The sequence below is a fragment of the Psychrobacter sp. Choline-02u-9 genome (assembly GCF_002836505.1).
Taxonomy (GTDB): Bacteria; Pseudomonadota; Gammaproteobacteria; order Pseudomonadales; family Moraxellaceae; genus Psychrobacter.
This window is the reverse complement of record NZ_PJBF01000043.1, coordinates 67,740-89,369: the sequence shown is the minus strand read 5'-3', so window position 1 is coordinate 89,369 and position 21,630 is coordinate 67,740. Positions and strand designations below refer to the sequence as shown.

Annotated in this window: 18 protein-coding genes; 4 read left to right on the top strand and 14 right to left on the bottom strand. The window is 43.2% G+C overall.

Going from position 1 to position 21,630, the window contains the following annotated elements; all coding sequences use genetic code 11:
* Positions 1-202 precede the first annotated feature (202 nt).
* From fusA to CXF69_RS04980, 4 genes are all read right to left on the bottom strand, one after another.
* Positions 203-2,329, bottom strand: a complete 2,127-nt coding sequence (gene fusA / locus CXF69_RS04995) for an elongation factor G (RefSeq protein ID WP_101205359.1) — start codon at positions 2,327-2,329, stop codon at positions 203-205.
* Positions 2,330-2,672: 343 nt separating this feature from the next.
* Complete coding sequence (rpsG, locus tag CXF69_RS04990; protein ID WP_057761735.1) at positions 2,673-3,146, bottom strand: 30S ribosomal protein S7; 474 nt, start codon at positions 3,144-3,146, stop codon at positions 2,673-2,675.
* Between the two features lie 218 nt (positions 3,147-3,364).
* On the bottom strand, positions 3,365-3,739 hold the full coding sequence (rpsL, locus tag CXF69_RS04985; RefSeq protein WP_011281154.1) for a 30S ribosomal protein S12: 375 nt from the start codon (positions 3,737-3,739) through the stop codon (positions 3,365-3,367).
* Between the two features lie 411 nt (positions 3,740-4,150).
* On the bottom strand, positions 4,151-5,272 hold the full coding sequence (locus CXF69_RS04980; RefSeq protein ID WP_101205358.1) for an EcsC family protein: 1,122 nt from the start codon (positions 5,270-5,272) through the stop codon (positions 4,151-4,153).
* A gap of 499 nt (positions 5,273-5,771) precedes the next feature.
* Between CXF69_RS04980 and CXF69_RS04975 the strand changes: the two genes are divergently transcribed.
* Together CXF69_RS04975 and CXF69_RS04970 are read left to right on the top strand one after the other, a co-directional pair.
* On the top strand, positions 5,772-7,007 hold the full coding sequence (locus tag CXF69_RS04975; protein ID WP_101205357.1) for a beta-ketoacyl-ACP synthase II: 1,236 nt from the start codon (positions 5,772-5,774) through the stop codon (positions 7,005-7,007).
* A 3-nt stretch (positions 7,008-7,010) separates the two neighbouring features.
* The gene (locus CXF69_RS04970) at positions 7,011-8,753 is read left to right on the top strand and encodes an anthranilate synthase component I family protein (RefSeq protein ID WP_101205356.1); all 1,743 of its coding nucleotides are present in this window, start codon (positions 7,011-7,013) and stop codon (positions 8,751-8,753) included.
* Positions 8,754-8,894: 141 nt separating this feature from the next.
* Here CXF69_RS04970 and hisC read toward each other — a convergent pair whose 3' ends face one another.
* From hisC to CXF69_RS04925, 9 genes are all read right to left on the bottom strand, one after another.
* Positions 8,895-10,028: a histidinol-phosphate transaminase gene (gene hisC, locus CXF69_RS04965; RefSeq protein WP_101205355.1), complete on the bottom strand. Its 1,134-nt coding sequence runs from the start codon at positions 10,026-10,028 to the stop codon at positions 8,895-8,897.
* 74 nt (positions 10,029-10,102) lie between these two features.
* Positions 10,103-11,398 (bottom strand): histidinol dehydrogenase, encoded by a 1,296-nt coding sequence (gene hisD / locus CXF69_RS04960; RefSeq protein ID WP_101205354.1) that lies wholly within the window; start codon positions 11,396-11,398, stop codon positions 10,103-10,105.
* 250 nt (positions 11,399-11,648) lie between these two features.
* Entirely contained in the window at positions 11,649-12,341 is a 693-nt protein-coding gene (gene hisG, locus CXF69_RS04955) for an ATP phosphoribosyltransferase (protein WP_101205353.1), read from the bottom strand.
* Between the two features lie 94 nt (positions 12,342-12,435).
* On the bottom strand, positions 12,436-13,704 hold the full coding sequence (gene murA / locus CXF69_RS04950) for a UDP-N-acetylglucosamine 1-carboxyvinyltransferase (protein ID WP_101205352.1): 1,269 nt from the start codon (positions 13,702-13,704) through the stop codon (positions 12,436-12,438).
* Between the two features lie 111 nt (positions 13,705-13,815).
* Positions 13,816-14,067, bottom strand: coding sequence for a BolA family protein (locus CXF69_RS04945; protein ID WP_101205351.1), 252 nt, complete (start codon positions 14,065-14,067; stop codon positions 13,816-13,818).
* Positions 14,068-14,326: 259 nt separating this feature from the next.
* Entirely contained in the window at positions 14,327-14,794 is a 468-nt protein-coding gene (locus tag CXF69_RS04940; RefSeq protein WP_101205350.1) for a hypothetical protein, read from the bottom strand.
* Positions 14,795-15,088: 294 nt separating this feature from the next.
* Positions 15,089-16,084, bottom strand: coding sequence for an alpha/beta hydrolase (locus CXF69_RS04935; RefSeq protein ID WP_101205349.1), 996 nt, complete (start codon positions 16,082-16,084; stop codon positions 15,089-15,091).
* A gap of 237 nt (positions 16,085-16,321) precedes the next feature.
* On the bottom strand, positions 16,322-17,122 hold the full coding sequence (locus CXF69_RS04930) for a BON domain-containing protein (RefSeq protein WP_101205348.1): 801 nt from the start codon (positions 17,120-17,122) through the stop codon (positions 16,322-16,324).
* A 267-nt stretch (positions 17,123-17,389) separates the two neighbouring features.
* Positions 17,390-17,875, bottom strand: a complete 486-nt coding sequence (locus tag CXF69_RS04925; RefSeq protein WP_101205347.1) for a YraN family protein — start codon at positions 17,873-17,875, stop codon at positions 17,390-17,392.
* A gap of 143 nt (positions 17,876-18,018) precedes the next feature.
* Here CXF69_RS04925 and rsmI point away from each other — a divergent pair, with 143 nt between their 5' ends.
* Both rsmI and CXF69_RS04915 read left to right on the top strand, forming a co-directional pair.
* Positions 18,019-18,975: a 16S rRNA (cytidine(1402)-2'-O)-methyltransferase gene (gene rsmI, locus CXF69_RS04920; protein WP_101205346.1), complete on the top strand. Its 957-nt coding sequence runs from the start codon at positions 18,019-18,021 to the stop codon at positions 18,973-18,975.
* A 54-nt stretch (positions 18,976-19,029) separates the two neighbouring features.
* Positions 19,030-20,049, top strand: a complete 1,020-nt coding sequence (locus CXF69_RS04915; protein ID WP_101205345.1) for an adenosine kinase — start codon at positions 19,030-19,032, stop codon at positions 20,047-20,049.
* A 116-nt stretch (positions 20,050-20,165) separates the two neighbouring features.
* On the opposite strand, the gene CXF69_RS04910 is transcribed toward CXF69_RS04915, so the two are convergent.
* Positions 20,166-21,488, bottom strand: a complete 1,323-nt coding sequence (locus CXF69_RS04910; protein WP_101205344.1) for an O-acetylhomoserine aminocarboxypropyltransferase/cysteine synthase family protein — start codon at positions 21,486-21,488, stop codon at positions 20,166-20,168.
* Between the last annotated feature and the right edge of the window lie 142 nt (positions 21,489-21,630).

Here is a 21,630-nt window from a genome sequence, read left to right as displayed (position 1 = left end):
GGTTCAAGACTTAACTCATATAAATATGATTATTAAGACGATTTTGACCACATTAAGATAATTGTTAAAAGGTTGCACATACTAATGTGCAGATATTATAAGAAAATCGCGGCCAATAACAAGTCTTTTAACAAGTTATTGGCGTATTCTTTAGTGACAATACACAGACATACTCTATATTGTCACTTTCAGTAAGTTTTATTTACTCGTCATCATCTTTAGAGTTGAACTTAGAGATGATTTCAGCAGCAACTGATTTTGGAATTTCAGCGTACTTTTGGAATTCCATTGAGTAAGTTGCACGGCCTTGGGACATAGAGCGCATTTGAGTGGCATAACCAAACATTTCCGCTAATGGTACTTCAGCACGAATCTGTTTAGTACCGCCAGGTAGATCTTCCATACCCTGTACCAAACCACGACGACGGTTAAGATCGCCCATGATGTCGCCCATGTAGTCTTCAGGTGTTTCAACTTCTACTTTCATTACTGGCTCAAGTAGCGCTGGATCAGCTGCTAAGAAACCTTTTCTGAAGGCCATAGAACCAGCCATCTTAAATGACAATTCATCAGAGTCAACGTCATGATAAGAACCATCATACAAGGTCGCTTTTACGCCAACTACAGGGTAGCCTGCAAGTACGCCGTTTTTCATGCGCTCTTGGATACCTTTGTCAACAGCACCGTGGAATTCTTTTGGTACAGTACCACCAACAACTTCTTCAGCGAATTCATATTCAGTGTCGCCAGCTGGATCAAGTGGCTCAAGACGTAACCAAACGTGACCAAACTTACCACGACCACCTGTTTGACGTACGAATTTGCCTTCTTGTTCAACAGTGTTACGAATCGTCTCACGATAAGCAACCTGAGGTGCACCGATGTTTGCTTCAACGTTGAATTCACGCTTCATACGGTCAACAAGAATCTCTAGATGTAGCTCACCCATACCACTGATGATCGTCTGACCAGATTCTTCGTCAGTGTGTACACGGAACGATGGATCTTCTTTTGCCAAACGGCCAAGAGCGATTGACATTTTTTCTTGGTCAGCTTTGGTCTTTGGTTCAACAGCTAGAGAGATAACTGGATCTGGGAATTCCATACGCTCAAGAGTGATCACGTTGTCTTCATCACATAGCGTATCACCAGTAGTCACATCTTTCATGCCGACTAGAGCTGCGATATCACCAGTACGAATCTCTGCAAGCTCTTCTTGAGAGTTTGCCATCATCTGTACGATACGACCAACACGCTCACGCTTCATTTTAACTGGGTTATAAACACTGCTACCCTGCTTCATTACACCAGAATAAACACGTACGAAGGTTAAGTTACCAACGAATTTGTCATTCATGATTTTGAACGCTAGTGCTGAGAAAGGTGCTTCATCTGATGCTTCACGGCTGCCTTCGCTTTCGTCTTTGTCATCAAGAATACCTTTAATAGCAGGTACGTCGATTGGTGCAGGTAGATACTGAATAACGGCATCTAGCATCTTCTGTACACCTTTGTTCTTAAAGGCAGTACCACAAAGAAGCGGAATGATTTCGTTATCGATAGTTAACTGACGAATAGCACCGTGAATTTGTTCTACAGTCAACTCACCGTTTTCTAGGTATTCGTTCATCAACTCTTCGTTGGCTTCAGCAGCATTTTCTACAAGGTGTTCGCGGTATTCTGCTGCTTTTTCTTGTAGTTCAGTTGGGATTTCGCGCTCATCATATTGCATACCTTGAGACGCTTCGTCCCAATAGATAGCTTTCATAGTCACTAGATCAACAACGCCTTCGAAGTCATCTTCTTTACCAATTGGGATAACCAATGGTACAGGGTTACCGCCTAAGCGAGTTTTGATCTGTTCGATAACACGATAGAAATCAGCACCAACACGATCCATTTTGTTTACAAATGCAAGACGTGGTACTTTATATTTGTTCGCCTGACGCCATACGGTCTCAGACTGTGGCTGAACGCCGCCTACTGCACAGTAAACCATGCAAGCGCCATCAAGTACACGCATAGAACGTTCAACTTCGATCGTGAAGTCAACGTGACCTGGGGTATCGATGATGTTGATACGGTGTTCGTCAAACTGTTTAGCCATACCTGACCAAAAACAAGTTGTTGCCGCTGAGGTAATAGTAATACCACGCTCTTGTTCTTGCTCCATCCAGTCCATAGTGGCTGCGCCATCATGTACTTCGCCAATTTTGTGGCTAACACCGGTATAGAATAAAACACGCTCTGTAGTGGTTGTCTTACCAGCATCGATGTGCGCTGAGATACCAATATTGCGATAGCGTTTTAGGGGAGTTTTACGAGCCATAGTGTTTTCCTAGGAAAAGTCGTGTATATAATAATGTATTGTGTCTCTACCTCATACTCTATGACAAAGCGTTCAGCTTCGTAATATTACTTACTGATTATTGAGCCTAATACGGACAAAAAAAGAGCAAATACTAAGAATAGTGCGGCATCAAATTTGGGATGCTCTCCAGCAAAAACAGTATTTGTTAAGAGAGACATCTGGATATATGTCCGCCACCTCAGTCATCAATAAATAACATTTATATATGACCGAATGATGATGGCGGCAATCAATAGAATAAACAACAATGTAAGATTAAATGGCATGAGCCACTAATCTCAAGCTACTATTAAAAAGTAGCTTAGAAACGGTAATGAGAGAATGCTTTGTTAGCATCTGCCATGCGGTGAACTTCGTCACGCTTTTTCATAGCAGCGCCTTTGCCATCAGCAGCATCATTCAATTCGCCAGCTAAACGCAAAGCCATTGATTTTTCAGAACGCTTAGCAGCCGCTTCAGCTAACCAACGCATAGCCAATGCAGTACGACGGGAGGGGCGTACTTCCATTGGTACTTGATAGGTTGCACCGCCAACGCGGCGAGCTTTTACTTCTACCATTGGGCGTACATTTTCTAGCACTTCTTCGAAGAAAGATACTGGATCTTCAACTTTACGCTTCTCACTTACTGTCTCAAGTGCACCGTAAACGATACGCTCAGCAGTAGATTTTTTACCATCACTCATTACATGGTTGATGAATTTTGCAACAGTTTGGCTACCAAACTTAGGATCCGGTAGGATCTCACGGGCAGCAACGACGCGACGTCTTGGCATAATAAATTTCCTTATCTTCAGGAGTGTCTAACATTCACAACATCGACTACTTATCATTAGGATATGGCAGTGAGTTATCAGTTAGCCTTACTGCATGGTGGTATGTTTTAAGAGCAAATCCCAGATATATATTTATATAAAAGTGATACTACTACTGACACCAAACCCATGCACAGTTATTGGGTAGTGCAAAAAGCTTAGTTAATAACGTTTAGTTATTAAACTTTAGGCTTCTTAGCACCGTACTTAGAGCGACCTTGCTTACGGTCTTTAACGCCTGCGCAATCTAATGCACCGCGAACAGTGTGATAACGTACACCTGGTAGATCTTTTACACGACCACCACGGATTAGAACAACACTGTGCTCTTGTAGGTTATGACCTTCGCCACCGATGTAGCTTGATACTTCATAGCCTGAAGTCAAACGTACACGACATACTTTACGCATGGCAGAGTTAGGTTTTTTTGGCGTGGTAGTATATACACGAGTACATACACCGCGACGCTGTGGGCACGCTTCCAACGCAGGAACTTTTGACTTTTCCTTGATGGTTTTGCGACCTTTACGAATCAATTGGTTAGTTGTTGCCATAAGGCATCCTTCTCCCGTTTGGTATAAAACAAAAAAATGGGCCAATGCACCATCTATCTGACAATAATTGCAGATTTCGGGGCACCCATTTTTAGGACAGTGTATTATAAAGAGTTGTTGCTGCTATTTCAACCACTTATGAATGGTTTCGCTTTACAACATTTGATAGATATGCATTCAGCCTCTCATTGTATCACTTTATAGATTTTTCGCCGAAAAATAGCGTAAGAAATAAAGTAAACAAAGTGAGCTCAAGCATCATTAAGAAAAGATGTTTAACATTGAAATGGTACTTGATAGTAACTAAGTGGTGGTATTTATCCTAATTTTCAAGTCATGTTGCTCAATCAAACTAAGATAAATACCGCTGTACTTATAAATATATAGCCCAACTAGCAAATAATATGTCTATTACTTGGCTTTTTTATCAGACGTTTGCTTGTCTGAGTCTTTTTTACTGCTAGTTTCTTTTTTACTGGTTTCTTCTTTATTAGGGGCTTTTTCTGAATCACTGCTTTTTTCTTTGCGCTCTGTGTCTTTTTTCGCCTCATCAGTACTAGCCTTTTCTACTTTGGCCTCACTGCTGCTGTCATCGGTAATGGCACGATTAGCCAATTTTGCTTCTGGTGCAAAGGTCGCCTGAGCAACGCCAATAACTTCATCAATCAATTGGCTATTATAATGCATGCCGATCGCTACTGCAGTGACAGGAATGAAGCGACGAACCCATGATAAATTGATCTGATCTAAATCAATACCTACTTGACTGGCGACTTTGTCTATTTGCGCAGCATAGAAATTTACATTTTTGTTTTTCAGACCAAGATTTTTAAGTTCACTATGCAGTCCATTACTCTGAGCATTATCGAGCAAACCCTTACCAATACCTAGACCAGCTAGCAGCGCTTGTTTTTCTTGCATTTTGCTCAAATCAGCGTTTGATAGTAACTCGTACGCCATCTTGACGCCTTGCTTACCTGTCAGCGGCTTATTATATACAGCAGCAATCTGATAAACCGTACGTAATGAAACCAGTAATAGCCACAATGTATCAGCGAGCAAACCTGGTAGACCTGCCAAACCCGTCAAGCCACCCATCATTGCAAGCGCGCGATTTTGATTGGCGATATCAGTAGCTAGAGCATAACGTTCTTCGTCATCTAAAGTAGCAATATTGGCAAAGCGATGTTCATTAGGTAAGTCGAGTTGACTCCAGTTGGCAGCGAGATTGGCCACTTGGGCAAATGCACCATCAACTGTCGATTGAAAAAAGCTGTTTGGTACGACTTTCTTGGCATATTTACCATAAGTAGCAAAACGTGGTCCTAAAAGTTGCTGCGTCGCCTTCAACGTTTGCTCACGAAACAAGTCTTGTTGGTAGTCTTCATCGCCTAGGTCTACAGCTTTATATTGACGCGGTTTGCCCGTTTTAGCGTTTACGCTATCAATCATAGCCCCTACACGCTCTAGATTGTTTCGAGTAAAAGAGCCAATGGTATTGATGCTTTTAGAAAGAGTACTACGCTTTGCCATCGTGATGTCCTTAATATGATGAGTTGGTTTTTTAATATAATTGTATTTTAATATGATATTTAATTATTAATAATAATGAGTCTATTATTTTAGCCAGTTATCGTAACTGGTGTCAGTGCGAACAATGTTATTAGAATCACAAATTTTGTATCTAAAGTATAATTCTGTCCATAGTCAGTAGCTAGTCTTACTTCTCATCTCTTTACTCAAAACTCAGTCATAAGTGTTATTTTGTCGTTATTTTACACTTGTCCAAAGATTTCCAGTGCTTGATACGTTATCATGTGCCATAACTGAGAGCATAATTGTACACTGAACTTATATTGCCTCTGATAGACCGTTAACAGAATTTCGTTACCTAAATTCATGCTATCGTTATCTACATAGACTATTTTTTCATTATAATGCTCGAATTAACTCATAGTTAAACATCATATATAGATTTACCACGATTATTGCAACCAACTGCTAGCAAGTCGTTACTTATAAGGAATAGCATATGCGCCGCGTCGTTATTACTGGAGCAGGGATTGTCTCTTGTATTGGACATGATTTAGATACTGTCACCACTGCCCTTAAAGAAGGTCAGTCTGGCATCACATTTAACGATTCTTATGCTGAGCACGAGTTTAAATCACACGTGAGCGGTAGTATCAATCAATCAGAACTGGATACCAGTGGTATCGATCGTAAGCTGAAACGGTTCTTTAGTGACGCCAGTCTTTATGCTTATGTTAGTGCGCTAAATGCGATTGAGCACTCTGGCCTGTCACTTGATACCATCAATAACAACCCACGAGTGGGTGTAGTGGCAAGTTCGGGCGGCGCATCAACAGAAAATATCGTCAATGCTATCGATGCTATGCGCGAAAAAGGTCTACGCGGTGTCGGCGCAATGGCAGTACCAAAGACAATGGGCAGCTCAGTATCAGCTGCTTTAGCAACCGGCCTCAAAATCCAAGGCGTCTCCTACTCGCTCGCCTCTGCTTGTGCGACTTCGACACACTGTATCGGTCATGCTGCTGAGCTTATCCAATTGGGTAAAGCCGATGTGATATTGGCTGGTGGTAGTGAAGCTGAGCATTGGACACAGTCTTGTATGTTTGATGCCATGGGCGCAGTTAGTACTCAGTATAACGACACACCAAAACTTGCCTCAAGAGCCTATGACAAAGACCGTGACGGTTTTGTGATTGCTGCTGGTGGCGCGATGGTGGTTGTAGAGAGTCTGGAGCATGCTCAAGCACGCGGCGCTAATATTTTGGCTGAAATCGTTGGCTATGGTGCCAGCTCTGATGGTGCAGAAATGGTTGCGCCAAGCGGTGAAGGTGCAGTTCGCTGTATGCAACAAGCCTTGGCCGAAGCGGGTCTAGAAAGTGTCGATTACATTAACAGCCATGGTACTAGTACACCACTGGGCGATATTACTGAGCTTAAAGCGATTGCTAAAATATTTGATAATGACGTCAGTAAAGTACCTGCTATCAGCTCAACCAAATCAATGACAGGTCATAGCTTGGGCGCTGTTGGTGCACAAGAGCTGATTTATTGTCTACTAATGCTACAGGGCGGGTTTATCGCTCCAAGTATCAATGTTGACAACTTAGATCCTGCTGCTGAAGGTTTTGATATTGTCACCGAAATGCGTGAAGCAAATCTTGAAACCTTGATGAGTAATAGCTTTGGCTTTGGTGGTACTAACGCTACGCTAATTATCAAAAAGTTTGACGCTTAACCCATGCTTGTATCAAATCACAATACAACTGAGCAGACAGATTCTGCGCCATCGCCAGCTAGCAAACCTAGCTGGCGTTTTGGTGATTTGTCTGCTGCAGAGCTGATGCCGCAGCTACAGCGTCACTTGCTCGACCAAGATATTAAAGCAAACTGGCAGCTTGTTTGGCTTAATAACGATGGTCGACCAGTGATTGGCTTACTGCCTAAAGTTAGCTGGTCTGTTTATCCCAATGATGAGCAAGCTTCTAGTGACTCACCCAATGTTTATAAGGTGATTAAAAATTGTCGCAGTAATGACGTGCGCCGCGATACTGATGTAAATAGCGATAACAATAGTTATGCTGGCACGACAGCTTATATGAGCTATCTAGAATGGCAAGAGGAACTAATCGCTTATAGCAATACTCAAAAAGCCAATCACGACACGTCATATATCAATAGCGAAGAAAGCTCGAAACCTAGTTATCATCATGGGCTAATCGGTTTTATTGGTTATGATATTGCAGCTCATGAGCTAAGTCCTGCCGATAGGATTGAATTGGCAATGCAGCCGTGTGCCTCGTTGGGACATTATGATATTTATCTAACACCTACGGCACATGCTGATACAGGCTGGGAATTAAAGAGTCATCTAACCAATGCTGACGTTTCTGAGAATATTGGTCATAAGACAAACGATAGTCTTATAACGACTCTTACCTCTTACCTAGACGAACTGGATCAAAAACTGTCTGATAAATATCTCAATCCGTCACAGTTTAAAGATGCATCAAGCATCACTCCCCTAGTTTTAAGTCCGCGATGGAGTAAGCTTGATTATCAACAAGCATTTAATCGCACACAAGACTATCTACAGCAAGGCGACTGCTATCAGATAAACCTGACACAGAAATGGTCTGGCAGTTTAGCGTGTAAAAATAACGATGTTCAATCAGCCTATTCACTTATTGACTATTTGCCCGCACTGTATCGCAATACAAAAGCACCTTTTGCAGGATATGTAAGTGTTGATAGCACTGATGGTGATTACCTAAATAGAAACAACTTTGACGCAGATAGCAATCATTTTGAGCTATTAAGCTGCTCACCTGAGTTGTTTTTTACATTCACTAGAGAAATCGACACTGGCAAACACTCTATTCGTACTAAGCCTATCAAGGGAACCATGCCGCGAGGTGGTACTAACGAGCAAGATGAGCGCTATAAACAGCAATTGGTCAATAGCGAAAAAGACCGTGCCGAAAATGTCATGATTGTAGATTTACTGCGTAATGATTTGGGCAAATACGCCAAAATTGGTAGTGTGAAAGTACCGCAATTATTTGCGATTGAAAGCTTTAGCAACGTGCATCATATGGTCAGTACTATTACCGCTGAGCTAAAAGCTGATACTCATCCACTAGCTGTATTGTTTGGTAGTCTGCCTGCTGGCTCTATCACTGGCACACCAAAAAAACGTGCCGTTGAGATCATTGCTGAACTGGAATCTACGCCACGCGGTGCTTATTGTGGCACTATGGGTTATATGAATTTTGATGGTAGTGGTCAATGGAACGTGCTCATTCGTACATTGCAAGCCAGTACTTCGTCAGATAATAGCCTTAATGAAGAAAGACACGTTAATCTATGGGCAGGTGGCGGTATTACGGTCGCGTCCGATTGTGATGCTGAATACCAAGAATGCTTAGATAAAGTAGGTAATTTATTATCAGTACTGGCTCAAAAACCTAAAATAGTAAACTAAAACCTTCTTATTAATTTAAAGCAAAAAAAAGCCTGCCAACGTTATGTTAGCAGGCTTTTTTTAATACTTATTAATGTTGTTTTGCGTTCTGAATAAATAGGCTTACCTATCAACATTCTATATTAAGCTATCAATATAATTTTATTCAGCAACAACGCTAGCATCGACTTGCAAAGCTTTTAGCGCATCAATCAAACGCTCGTTCTGCTCTGCCGTACCGATAGTAATACGCAAGTACTCTGCAATACGCGGCTTATCAAAATGGCGAACGATAATGCCCTGCTCGCGTAACGCACTCGCGACAGCACTTGCATTGCCATCTTTTGGACGAGCAAAAACAAAGTTGGCATGTGACGGTAGGACCTTATAGCCCAATGTCGTCAACTCTGCTGTTAGCGACGTACGTAAATCAATGACTTGCTGACGGGTGTGCTCAAAATACTCAGTGTCTAACACACTCGCAGTCGCCCCAGCTTGAGCCAACTTATCCAGCGGATAGCTGTTAAAGCTATTTTTCATCCGGGTCAGTGCTTCAATCAACGATGCATTGCCAAAGGCCATACCAACGCGCAATCCAGCAAGCGAGCGTGACTTTGAAAAGGTTTGGGTCACGATAACGTTATCACACTCATTGATTAGGCTAACTGCTGAGACTGGCAGGTCTGCATTGCTTTCATCTATCTGAGCAAAATCGATATACGCTTCGTCAATAACAATGACCGCATTAGAATGCTCACTCGCAAGTTTACGAATATCAGCAAGTGATAATAGCAAGCCCGTTGGCGCATTAGGGTTGGCGATGATAATACCGCTACAAGGCTGACGATAAGCATCAGGGTCAATGCTAAAGTCTTCTTCTAGAGGAATCTGTACAAGCTCTACACCGAACGTCTGTGCATATACTGGATAAAAACTGTAACCAATATCAGGTGATAGCAGCGGACGCTCTTTTAAAAAGAAGCTAGCAAAGACTAACGCCAAGACTTCATCTGAACCATTACCAACGAATACTTGATTGATATCAAGGTTGTATGACTGTGCTAATGCAGCACGTAGGTCATTAGATTCAGGAGCAGGATACAAACGTAACTCATCAGCTTGCTGTTCCAAGACCTTGGCAATAGCCTCCCCTACTTTTGGCGAGGGTGGAAACGGGTTTTCATTGGTATTTAGTTTGCATAGATTGTCGTGTTGCGGCTGCTCACCTGGAACATAAGGTGACAAGTTGCGTGCTTTAGACGACCACAGTCTGGTGTCTATTTTTGACTCACTCATAAATTATCCTACTATTAGCCAAAAAGACTATTAAAAATAAATATCAAAAGTAAAAGCTAAAAATTCAAAATCAATTACTGATAACGATAACGAGCTGAACGCGCATGGGCTTCTAAGTCCTCACGCTGCGCTAAAATATCAGCTGTCTCAGCCAAAGGCTTACTACCAGATTCACTGCAATAAATAATGGATGATTTCTTTTGAAAATCGTAAACACCTAACGGTGAAGAAAAGCGCGCGGTACCGGATGTTGGTAGCACATGGTTCGGTCCTGCACAGTAATCCCCAATCGCCTCAGGCGTGTGACGACCCATAAAGATAGCACCCGCATGACGAATATCATCTAACAATGCATCAGGGTTATCAACGGATAACTCCAAATGCTCAGGGGCAATACGATTAATCAGTGCCATACCCTCGCTACGATCTTTCACTAATATAAGTGCACCACGATTTTGTAGCGAATCGCGTGCGATATCTGCTTTTGGTAGCTCAGCGAGTGCTCTTTCTATCTCTAACGCGACTTCTTTTAGCTGCTCTTCACTGGTCGTCACAAAGATAGCTTGTGCAATACGGTCATGCTCAGCTTGAGACAATAGATCCATCGCTAGCCAATCTGCTCTATCTTGTGCTTCGCCTTCTGCATATACCAATACTTCTGAAGGTCCAGCAATCATGTCGATACCAACTTGACCAAATACCGCGCGCTTGGCAGCTGCGACATATTTGTTACCTGGTCCTGTGATTTTGTCCACGGCTGGAATCGTTTCAGTGCCGTAAGCTAAAGCTGCTACTGCTTGAGCACCACCAATAGTGAAGACGCGATCGACTTGGGCCAGATGAGCCGCTGCCAATACTAACGGATTGAGCACGCCTTTAGGCGCTGGTACGACCATGATGACTTCAGTAACGCCAGCCACCTTAGCAGGAATAGCATTCATCAATACTGACGATGGATAAGAAGCTAAACCACCCGGTACATAAATTCCAACGCGATCAAGTGGCGTGACTTTTTGACCCAATCGGTTACCTAGCTCATCCTCATACTGCCAGGTTTCTTGTACTTGGCGCTCATGGAATGTCTGTACCCGAGTTGCGGCTGTGGTCAACGCTATCTTTACTTTTTCATCAAGATTGGCAAACGCTTCAGTAAGCGCTTCTTTAGACAGCTCTAACTCTTGCATCGACGTTGCTGGATGCTGGTCAAACTGTTGGGTCAATGCCAACACGACGCTATCACCATCAGCACGTACTTGGGCGATGATATCATCGACGGTATGTAGTAGTTCAGCATCATTGACTGTTTCAAAGGCAAGCAACTGTGTCAATTGACTATCAAAATCGGCATTTTGGGTACTTAACTGGCGCATGACCTAATCCTATATCTGAGCATAAAGTAGTGCTAAAAATGAACGGTTTGGAACTGAGTAAAGTATGTTTCACTTTCAAAGTATTGCGACTTATTCGATGTCTTCTTGTCTAAATTTTATGGTGATTTTATGTTTTCGCAAGCTAAGACAACAAAACCAGTTTAGCACGCTACGTCATTCATAGCCTGCTAAACTGGTTTAAAAATTTGTATAACCGTGCTTTGTTTTACCAATGACTTGCACTGGATAATTAGCTATTGGCGATACTATTTTTAAAGCTATCTAAGATTGGTTCTAGTAATGCAAATTTGCGCTTATAGCTAACTTGATTGACAATCAGACGTGAGGAAACATCACAAATATGATCGCGTGCTTCAAGTCCATTGGCGCGTAGTGTGTTACCTGTGTCGACCACATCGACGATCAAATCACCTAAACCAACCAATGGCGCAAGCTCCATCGAACCGTAAAGTTTGATGACATCAACCTGCTGACCTTGGCTCGCAAAATAAGCACGAGCGACATTGACATATTTGGTCGCGATACGCAGGCGACGATTTGGCAGCGGTGCATCTTTCACACCCGCAGTCATCAGTTTGCACTGAGCAATCTGCAAATCGAGTAATTCATAAACATGATTGGCACCATGCTCAAGCAGCACATCTTTACCCGCCACCCCAAAGTCAGCAGCGCCATGTTCGACATAGGTCGGCACATCGCTGGCACGCAAAATCAATACACGCACATTTGGATTTGAGGTTGGAAAAATCAGTTTACGTGACGCTTCAGGGTCTTCTAAAAGATCAACGCCAGCTGCACGTAGCAGTGGCATGGTCTCTTCTAAAATGCGGCCTTTTGATAAAGCCAAGGTTAGACCTGAAAACTCATCGTTTACTTCGTTTAATAAACCGCTGGCTGGTAAAGATTTGCTTGTCTCAGTCATAATGACATCGTGTCCATGTGCAGTCCCCTACTCAAAGGGGAGTTTCTAATTTATATCGTAATACGGGTAACAGTTTATATTGAGTTAACCAGTATTAAGCGTTAGTATTGATACGTTCGATGTTAACGCCAAGGCTACGCAGCTTGTCTTCAACATGCTCATAACCACGATCGATGTGGTAAATACGATCAATCAAGCTCTCGCCTTCAGCAGTCGCTGCTGCCATTACTAATGACATAGACGCACGTAAATCTGTCGCCATTACTGGTGCTGCGGTAAAGTTTTCGACACCTCGTACTACGGCAGTGTGACCGTCAACCTGAATAGACGCGCCCAAACGATTGAGCTCTGGTACGTGCATATAGCGATTTTCGAAAATGTTTTCGATAAAAGTACTCGTACCGTCAGCTAAGCAGGCAATAGCCATTAGTTGAGCTTGCATATCCGTTGGAAAACCAGGATGCGGCTGTGTACGAATATCAACCGCTTTTGGGCGGCCTTTCATTTGTGCGCGAATCCAGTCATCACCTGTCGTAATAACCGCACCCATGTCTTCGAACTTCTCTAGCACTGGCGTCAATAATAGAGCAGATGTTTTTTTGGTCAATACATCACCACGTGTCATCAAGGCACCAGCAAGGTATGAGCCTGTCTCAATACGGTCAGGGACAACTGAGTACTCACAGCCGTGTAAACGCTCTACCCCTTCGATGGTCATCGTTGATGTACCGATACCACTTATTTTGGCACCCATTGCAACTAACATATTGGCTAGATCAACCACTTCTGGCTCTAACGCACAATTTCCTAAGACAGTAGTACCTTTAGCCAATGCTGCTGCCATGATGACGTTCTCAGTACCGCCGACGGTAATCATATCAAATGAGAAATTACAGCCTAATAGCTTGCCACCTTTTGGTGCTTGAGCTTTTACGTAGCCATTCTCTACACTGATCTCAGCACCCATCGCTTCAAAAGCTTTTAGGTGTTGATCGACAGGGCGTGAACCAATCGCACAACCACCCGGCAATGAGACTTCAGCTTCACCAAAACGTGCCAGTAGCGGCCCTAGCACCAAGATTGAAGCGCGCATGGTCTTTACCAAATCATACGGGGCATAAAAGTTATCGATACTCTTGGTATCGCAAGTGACTGTATCATCTTGCTTCTGGATTTTGATACCCATGCCACCGATCAATTCAATCAACGTTCGCACGTCTTGTAGTGACGGCACGTTATGCAGTGTCGTTGGCGTCTCAGCCAATATCATAGCTGCGAGTAACGGCAAAGCGGCATTTTTGGCGCCTGAGATGGTGACTTCCCCTGCGATACGACTACTACCAGTGATTAAAAATTGATCCATAAAGGTGACAACCTATCGATGAGTATAGAAAATTATGAAAACCAGAACTACAGCTCTCAACCATGCATATGGCCGATTCAGTAATATCTAGTCATATAGACAGCTATTTGATTAGCCTTTTGATTGAGCGTCCCACTCAGCAGGCGTCAGCGCTTGGATATTGAGTGCGTGAATATCGCCACTCGCAATCTTATCATTGACTAACGCATATACTGCTTGCTGACGTTGAACCGCGCGTTTGCCTTCAAAGCTGGTATCGACTACGCGTACATCAAACTTATTACCTTGGTTGGCAGCTTGGATAAAAGCGTCTGGGAAGTGCGTTTGTAAAAATGCAATCAAATCGTCAGCGTTCATGCTCATAAAATATCCTGTCTTATGTAAATAGGTTTTATTTGAATGGCAACATTATAACAAGAGTTTGAACATCTTACAGCACTGTCTGTGTATAAGCGCACATGACATATACATATCATCAATTTTAAATAAACGGGATACAATATCAAGCGCTTTTAGACTGCTATAGCGCATCGACTATAAGCTGACTATAAATAGCACCGACCAAACAGTCACTGTAATGGTTGCTTTGACGATGAAAGACTCTAAATAACATGCCAAAATTTTAACGTCTTTCCATTTGAACAACTCGTTTTATGGTACGTCTTTCAATCACGGCATCTGATTGACTGGCTAAAGTAAACTTTACCTCAGACTCCTTTAAGTTCTCTGGAATAGTAAGCTGCATCACTACCGTGGTTTTGGCATCGCAAGGCACAGTGATACACCATTGCTGCTCGATGCCTTTTTCGATGATTGGATTCCATTTAATATCATAATTGTACTTTTTATTGACGCGCTCAAGCTTCGGGACGATGACTTTATTGAGATAAGCAGGGCGGTCACTCTCTCTTAGCTCATTGTATTGATTTATCTCTGAATCAGTGAAAGGTATATTGGCGATAGGCTGTGAGCCAGGATCTTTTTTGATAATAATATCAATCCCTATTATAGGATCACTGCCTCCTGCGGCAAATGACAATGAAGGTATGGCTAAAGTTAGGCTTAATAGGGATAGCTTAAGTAGTTTCATACTGGTAGTCCTTTAGTTTGAGTTGGCTTTCCTTAACTTATGGTCTTATATATTTTAATAGCGACCTTTCTATAATAGAGATAGACGGCATTGAATGAACAGTCTTTTTTTGTATTTATACTTCTGAATATACAAATATAGCGAAATATAAAAAGCCCCAGCAGGCGCTAGGCCAAACTGGGGTTCCGTATTAGGTGCTCATTAACAAGTAGAATGGCTCTTTAAAAAGCTATTTAGAGCACTATTTTAAAGGCTGTTTGAAGCGCTATCAAAAAATACTCTAAACTATTTTAGTTATTTCAGCTCTTTGTCCAGATAAATCAGCACTTGCGCACGTACATCATTGACCCAACGCAGCGGCGGTGCCATCGCACCAATACTAGTTGCGTGACTGGCTCCTTCGATTTCGCCCGTTTCAACGGTTACGCCTGCTTTTTTAAACGCTTCTGTCATTTTGATTGTATTAGTCACATGTACAATTTTGTCTTTTTCTGCGGTTAATAATAAATACGGTGGCTGCGCGCCTTTAATCTGGCGATCTGGCATCACCTCATCAGGTGTGGCATTGGGGCCAAACGCCGTTGCACTACTGAACTTGCGGAAATCATAGCTATAAGGACCCGCAATTCCGATAACGGCTGCAATATCTGTTGGCTTAATACCATAAGGCGCCAAAAAGTCTTCGTTGGCAACGGCTGCTACTGCATTAAACGCGCCAGCAGAGTGCCCCATCACCGCTAGGCGTGACGGATCAGCATGGAGACTGGTCGCATTTTCAATACTCCAAGCAATCGCTTGAGCCGCATCTTTGACATAATCAGGATAGACGTGTTCAGGCGCTTTACGGTAATTAATCACTGCGGTGACATACCCTGCTTTGGCTAAGCTCTGACCGACAAAGGCGTATTGTTCTTTATTGCCGCTCTCCCATGAACCACCATGGACAAATACCACCATAGGATAGCTAGTGTTGATAGCACTCTGAGATTTCATTGCTTGCGCTAGCGGTTTTGGATAATAGATATCTAAGTCTTGTGAAGGCTGATCACCATATAAGATATCCTTACTTACCCCAACGCCACCACTAGAAGTAATCCCATTGACGATAGCTAACGGTGATAATGCCTGTGCGTTTTGCGTGGCTAACGCGATACTGCCCAATGCCAATATTGCCGCACCACCAAATTTCAATGTTCGTGTTTTCTTATGAGCAGGTTTATTGTGTATCCCTATATTACTAATGACGCTTGTTTCTTCATTTGGTTGTATATTTGCCTGTGAATCCTTCATGACCAGTATCCTATTATATTTATTTATCAATCAGTAGTAACAGGCTAACAGCGATAATGGTTCATCCATTAGCCAATGAGGTGTTTGATATTAGTACCGTTGGCTAATGCACTGACTCTGCTACCTTTTGCTATTGACATAATACTCACTGGCCGAAGATTTCTCGTGCCTTTACTGTTATTACTATTTAGGCTTATTGTGATTAACGTCATTTATCGCTTGGCGAACTAAGGTTTTCTATTGATTCTGATAAAGGTCAATATAAGGGCTTGATGACGGCTGCGTAGTAGTGGCCTCTTCTTCCGTTATGATAATAGGCGTTGCTGTGCTGATAGTAGTATCTTGGGCAGCTGGCGCTACTGCAGGGTTGGCCAAATTATTCTCATACATGATGTCATCATTATTTATTTTCACCCCTCTATCGTCGACGACAGTTGTCAGCAATACCAACTCGGTAACCCCAACAGTGCCATTAGCGATATCAATCAGATGACTCTGCTGAGTGGGTGTCATACGGCCCATAATGTAGACCACGCCATTATTGGTAACGGCTTTAATTTGTGACGCACTCACGCCATCGCTAGCGGCTATTTTCGCCAGTAGCTTTGAAGTGATATAACCATCATGAACCGTTGAGCTATACCCTTTTGACGCACTCACCTCCATCTCATTGTAGACACGGCGTACATCCGGCATAGAGCTAACGACTTTTTCTACTTCTGCTTTGAGCGTTTCAGTTGGCACTTCACCTGTGAGCAGTACTTCGCTATTGAAACTATCGATACCCATACGACTGGTTTGCTGCAAGTCTTCTTTTAGCCCGTACACATTGATTTTGGCAGTATGTTCAATACTACGATCGAGCAGACGCTGCGGAATCGTGCGCTCAGTCATTGGTACACCATAAGTCCCTTCTGTACTGTTGGTCAGATAATTGGTGGCACAACCTGTACTGACAACACAGGCAGCAATCATAATGCCAGTCGTAATACGGCGTGATGAACCAAAAATAGCAGTGCGCAAATGCATCCGTGTCATTATTTACCTCTTAGAACATGGTTGTGACAATTTTATAAATTGAGCAAATCTTAATCTAGGCCGTGTTTTTATTTTGGAGAAAACACGCTCTAGTAGTGATGAGCTAAACTTAGCTGTAAGCTAATACTGTATCTGATTTATAAAAAGTTGACTATAACCGCTACTTTACTTAATTTTGGTCATCAGCGGTTAGCTTTTTAGTAACGAACCTTACTTGTCAGATGTGGTTAAATGCTTCACTTGGCAGCATCTATCTTATTTACTCTATTACCATGCACTGGCTATAAAAGCATTTTGAATCCATTCTGGTTGATGGTCTAACTCCTCATTTCTTGAATTTAACTTACTCATCGTATTGTAAGCAATAACATCAAACCGGCAGTCATAATGAGCATACTCAGGATACTGCTGCAAAAAGGACTGCGCTGTCTTAATAACTTTGCGCTGTTTGCTGGCTGTCACACTGAGTGCTGCATCGCCATAATTCGAGGACTTGCGCTGGCGAACTTCAATAAATACTAGTGTTGACCATGCTAAACCTGTCTCAATCATGACCAGATCCAACTCACCTACTTTTGGCTTTTGCCAATTTTGCACGACTAGCCTCAACCCTTGCGTTTGTAAATACTCACACGCCTGCTGCTCAAACCGACTACCTTGGCGCTGTTTTGGTGAGGTTAAGATTAAAGGCTTATGGTTCGGCATAAGGTGAATTGGTCTGATTAACATTTGAGAATTATCATAGCACAACATGCTAAACTAGCCACTTCTGCGCGTTCTACTCTCACAATCTATCGATTTCTTCACTCATTATTTGACTGAAAAACCATAGATAACGACTGTACATACTAGCGCACTATTATTTTTTAATGTCTTTTTAACGACTCGAGGTTTTCATGTCTACCCCTACTGCGATGCCAGCTTGTCTCTATATCGTTGCCACGCCGATTGGCAATATGTCCGACATGACAACGCATGCAATTGATGTCTTAAAGCAGGTCGCCATTATTGCCTGCGAAGACACCCGCACCTCAGGTAAGCTACTGTCGCATTTTGGCATCGATACCAAAGGCAGTAAAGGTGACGAGACAAAAGACTCAGAGACTCGTCCTGCCAAAAGCAGTATCGAAAATGATGACACGACTACAAAGCAAAAAGGCCACAATAAGCTATGGGCCTATCACGAACACAATAGCGCCATTCAAACGCCCAAAATTATTGAAATGATTGAGCAAGGTTATTCAGTTGCCTTGATTAGTGATGCTGGTACACCTCTAGTCAGCGATCCAGGCTATCAACTGGTACAAGCCGCGCATGAAGCTGGCGTGACCGTATCACCTATCGTTGGGGCTTCTGCTGCAATTGGCGCACTATCAGTAGCAGGGTTACCATCTGATCGATTTAGCTTTATTGGGTTCTTGCCAGCCAAAACGCATGGTCGTCAAAAACAGCTGAGCGATCTAATCGCACGTACCGAAACTTTAATCTTTTATGAAGCGCCGCATCGCATCGTAGCTAGTCTAGAAGACATGGCAACGATATTTGGTGCAGACCGCGCGGTGACTTTCTGCCGTGAATTGACCAAGACGTTTGAAACGGTACACAAGAGCATCCTTGGCGAGTTGGTTGAGTTTGTCAAAGCAGATGACAATCAGCAACGCGGCGAGATAGTCGTGGTCGTCGCTGGCGTCGGTGTGGCAAAAGATACTGACGATATCAGTACGCATGATAAATTGCTACAGCGTTTGCTAGAGGATTTGTCAGTCAAAAAAGCAGCCGCACTGGCCTCTGATATCACTGGCGTGAAGAAAAATGCGCTTTATCAGCGTCTACTAGAGTTACAAGCAGACTAGTTTTCAACAATAAGAAAGACAACCGTTTATAAGTAAATTGAGGAGAAGTAAGCAATGTACGACGTAATGGCAATAGGTAATGCGTTGGTTGATCACGAGTATGTGCTATCAGATGCGGCACTAGAAGAGACCGAGCTGACCAAAGGTAATATGACGTTGGCTGGTATTGAAGAGCAGCAGCAACTACTGGCTTATTTTAAACTGGCTGAGATTGAGCCATCAAAACAAGCAGGCGGTGGATCAGCAGCCAATACTATGTTTACCTTTGCAAGCTTAGGCGGTAAGCCTTTTTATGCTTGCCGCGTTGGTGATGATGATCAAGGGGCGTTTTATCTCAGAGACTTGCACGAAGCAGGTGTCGCGACCTCAGACAAATCTATTCATGCAGACGGCGTGACCGGCTCATGTGTGGTTGCCGTTACCGAAGATGGCGAGCGTACCATGCAGACCTATCTTGGTACTTCAAGTGAGATTGCCGCTGACAATATTGATTTTGACGCATTGACTCAAGCAGATTGGCTATATATCGAAGGCTATCTAGCGATGTCTGAGAGCATCCAACCAGCAATGACTCAATTACGTCAACAAGCCGGTATCCATAATGCAAAAATTGCAGTGAGCTTTGCTGACCCTGCGGTAGTAAAATTTGCCAAAGATGGTTTGCTTAATATGCTCGGCAACAAAGTCGCAGTGATATTCTGTAATAGCGAAGAAGCCAAGCTATTCACTGATAAAAAACAAGTCAAAGCAGCGGCGCGTGCCCTGCTTGAATATTGCCAAATTGCCGTCGTCACTGATGGTGCCAATGGTGCGGTAATCGCCCACCAGCCTAATGACGAGGCAGAAGTTGAAGTCTATGACGTTGCAACGCCAGCAGTGGCCAACGTCATCGATACCAACGGTGCAGGCGATAACTACGCTGGTGCTTTCTTATATGCACTATCGCAGCAGTATAGTCTGCCAGAATGTGGTCGTCTTGCTAGCGAAATATCAGCACAAGTTATTCAGCAGTTTGGACCGCGTCTTGCTTCGCAGGATTATCGAGATATCGCGCAGCGTGTACTGTCTTCTTAATTGTTAAACACATCTGTTGGACGCAAAACAAAAAGCCCATATCAAATCGATATGGGCTTTTTTTATATCATTCAGACTTGTTCAAACAGTTTGCTCAACTTAATAAGCGCTTGTTGTTAAGCAGAAGCTAATGCTTGCGCGAGATCGGCTTTAATGTCTTCGATATGTTCGATACCAATCGATAGTCGTACCATATCAGTACTAACGCCTGCATTTTCTAGCTCTTGCTCATTTAACTGACGATGGGTCGTCGTCGCTGGATGACAGGCTAGTGATTTCGCATCACCGATGTTTACCAAACGAGTTATCAGTTGCAGCGCATCGATAAAGCGCGCACCAGCTTCTAGTCCACCTTTCACCCCAAAGGTCAAAATGGCAGAAGGCGTGCCTTTCATGTATTTTTTGGCAAGCTCGTGCTCAGGATGGTCAGACAGACCTGCGTATTTAACCCAAGCAACTTTATCATGGTCACGCAGATATTCTGCGACGGCTTGTGCGTTTTGCACATGACGCTCCATACGTAGACTTAGCGTCTCCATACCTTGTAAGATACCAAAGGCATTTAGCGGGCTAAGTGCTGCGCCAGTATTACGTAATGGCGCAACGCGGGCACGAGCGATAAAGGCTGGCGCGCCTACGTCTTTGACGAAGTTCACACCGTGGTAACTATGATCTGGTGTGTTCAACAGTGGGAAACGCTCAGGATAATCGCCCCAAGCAAACTTGCCACTATCGACAATCGCACCACCAATTGATGTACCTGTTCCACTCATGTACTTGGTCAATGAGTGAATCACGATATCTGCACCAAACTCAAACGGACGACATATCGCTGGCGTCGCCACCGTATTATCAATCACGACAGGTACACCGTATTCATGGGCGACATCACTGAGCGCTTGAATATCCACGATATTACCGAGTGGGTTACCGATACTCTCTGCAAACACCATTTTGGTCTTGTCATCGATTAGATCACGAATGGCTTCAGGGTCTTTATGATCGAAGAAGCGCACTTCGATACCTTGACGCGGCAAAGCATGGGCAAATAAATTATAAGTACCGCCATATAGCGTTGATACAGCGACGATATTGTCGCCTGCTTCACAAATAGTCTGAATCGCATAAGTAATGGCAGCCATACCAGAGGCTACGGCAAGCGCACCGATGCCGCCTTCTAACGCAGCCACACGCTCTTCTAGCACCGCGTTGGTCGGATTCATGATACGAGTATAGATGTTGCCTGCGACTTTTAAATCAAACAGATCTGCACCATGCTGAGTATTATCAAAGGCATATGAACTGGTATGATAAATAGGCACGGCGACTGCTTTGGTCGTTGGCTCTACACTATAGCCGGCATGAATCGCTAAGGTCTCAAGACGTTGAGGGGTTTCTGGTTGCTGGGCTGTCTGCTGGTCTGCTGATCCATCACTCATAGTACATTCCTTTATTTTGATAAAAGATGATTTATTGACGACGTATCGCTCGAAAACCACCTTAGAAAACTGTCTGCTAAATCATAGCAATAAAAAAAGCTGAGTTCATCATAACTCAGCTTCTTTATTAAAAGAATAGCAA

Bases quoted from the DNA above. Each gene is read 5' to 3' on its own strand.
- fusA (WP_101205359.1), bottom strand. From the start codon at position 2,329: ATGGCTCGTAAAACTCCCCTAAAACGCTATCGCAATATTGGTATCTCA.
- rpsG (WP_057761735.1), bottom strand. From the start codon at position 3,146: ATGCCAAGACGTCGCGTCGTTGCTGCCCGTGAGATCCTACCGGATCCT.
- rpsL (WP_011281154.1), bottom strand. From the start codon at position 3,739: ATGGCAACAACTAACCAATTGATTCGTAAAGGTCGCAAAACCATCAAG.
- CXF69_RS04980 (WP_101205358.1), bottom strand. From the start codon at position 5,272: ATGGCAAAGCGTAGTACTCTTTCTAAAAGCATCAATACCATTGGCTCT.
- CXF69_RS04975 (WP_101205357.1), top strand. From the start codon at position 5,772: ATGCGCCGCGTCGTTATTACTGGAGCAGGGATTGTCTCTTGTATTGGA.
- CXF69_RS04970 (WP_101205356.1), top strand. From the start codon at position 7,011: ATGCTTGTATCAAATCACAATACAACTGAGCAGACAGATTCTGCGCCA.
- hisC (WP_101205355.1), bottom strand. From the start codon at position 10,028: ATGAGTGAGTCAAAAATAGACACCAGACTGTGGTCGTCTAAAGCACGC.
- hisD (WP_101205354.1), bottom strand. From the start codon at position 11,398: ATGCGCCAGTTAAGTACCCAAAATGCCGATTTTGATAGTCAATTGACA.
- hisG (WP_101205353.1), bottom strand. From the start codon at position 12,341: ATGACTGAGACAAGCAAATCTTTACCAGCCAGCGGTTTATTAAACGAA.
- murA (WP_101205352.1), bottom strand. From the start codon at position 13,704: ATGGATCAATTTTTAATCACTGGTAGTAGTCGTATCGCAGGGGAAGTC.
- CXF69_RS04945 (WP_101205351.1), bottom strand. From the start codon at position 14,067: ATGAGCATGAACGCTGACGATTTGATTGCATTTTTACAAACGCACTTC.
- CXF69_RS04940 (WP_101205350.1), bottom strand. From the start codon at position 14,794: ATGAAACTACTTAAGCTATCCCTATTAAGCCTAACTTTAGCCATACCT.
- CXF69_RS04935 (WP_101205349.1), bottom strand. From the start codon at position 16,084: ATGAAGGATTCACAGGCAAATATACAACCAAATGAAGAAACAAGCGTC.
- CXF69_RS04930 (WP_101205348.1), bottom strand. From the start codon at position 17,122: ATGACACGGATGCATTTGCGCACTGCTATTTTTGGTTCATCACGCCGT.
- CXF69_RS04925 (WP_101205347.1), bottom strand. From the start codon at position 17,875: ATGTTGTGCTATGATAATTCTCAAATGTTAATCAGACCAATTCACCTT.
- rsmI (WP_101205346.1), top strand. From the start codon at position 18,019: ATGTCTACCCCTACTGCGATGCCAGCTTGTCTCTATATCGTTGCCACG.
- CXF69_RS04915 (WP_101205345.1), top strand. From the start codon at position 19,030: ATGTACGACGTAATGGCAATAGGTAATGCGTTGGTTGATCACGAGTAT.
- CXF69_RS04910 (WP_101205344.1), bottom strand. From the start codon at position 21,488: ATGAGTGATGGATCAGCAGACCAGCAGACAGCCCAGCAACCAGAAACC.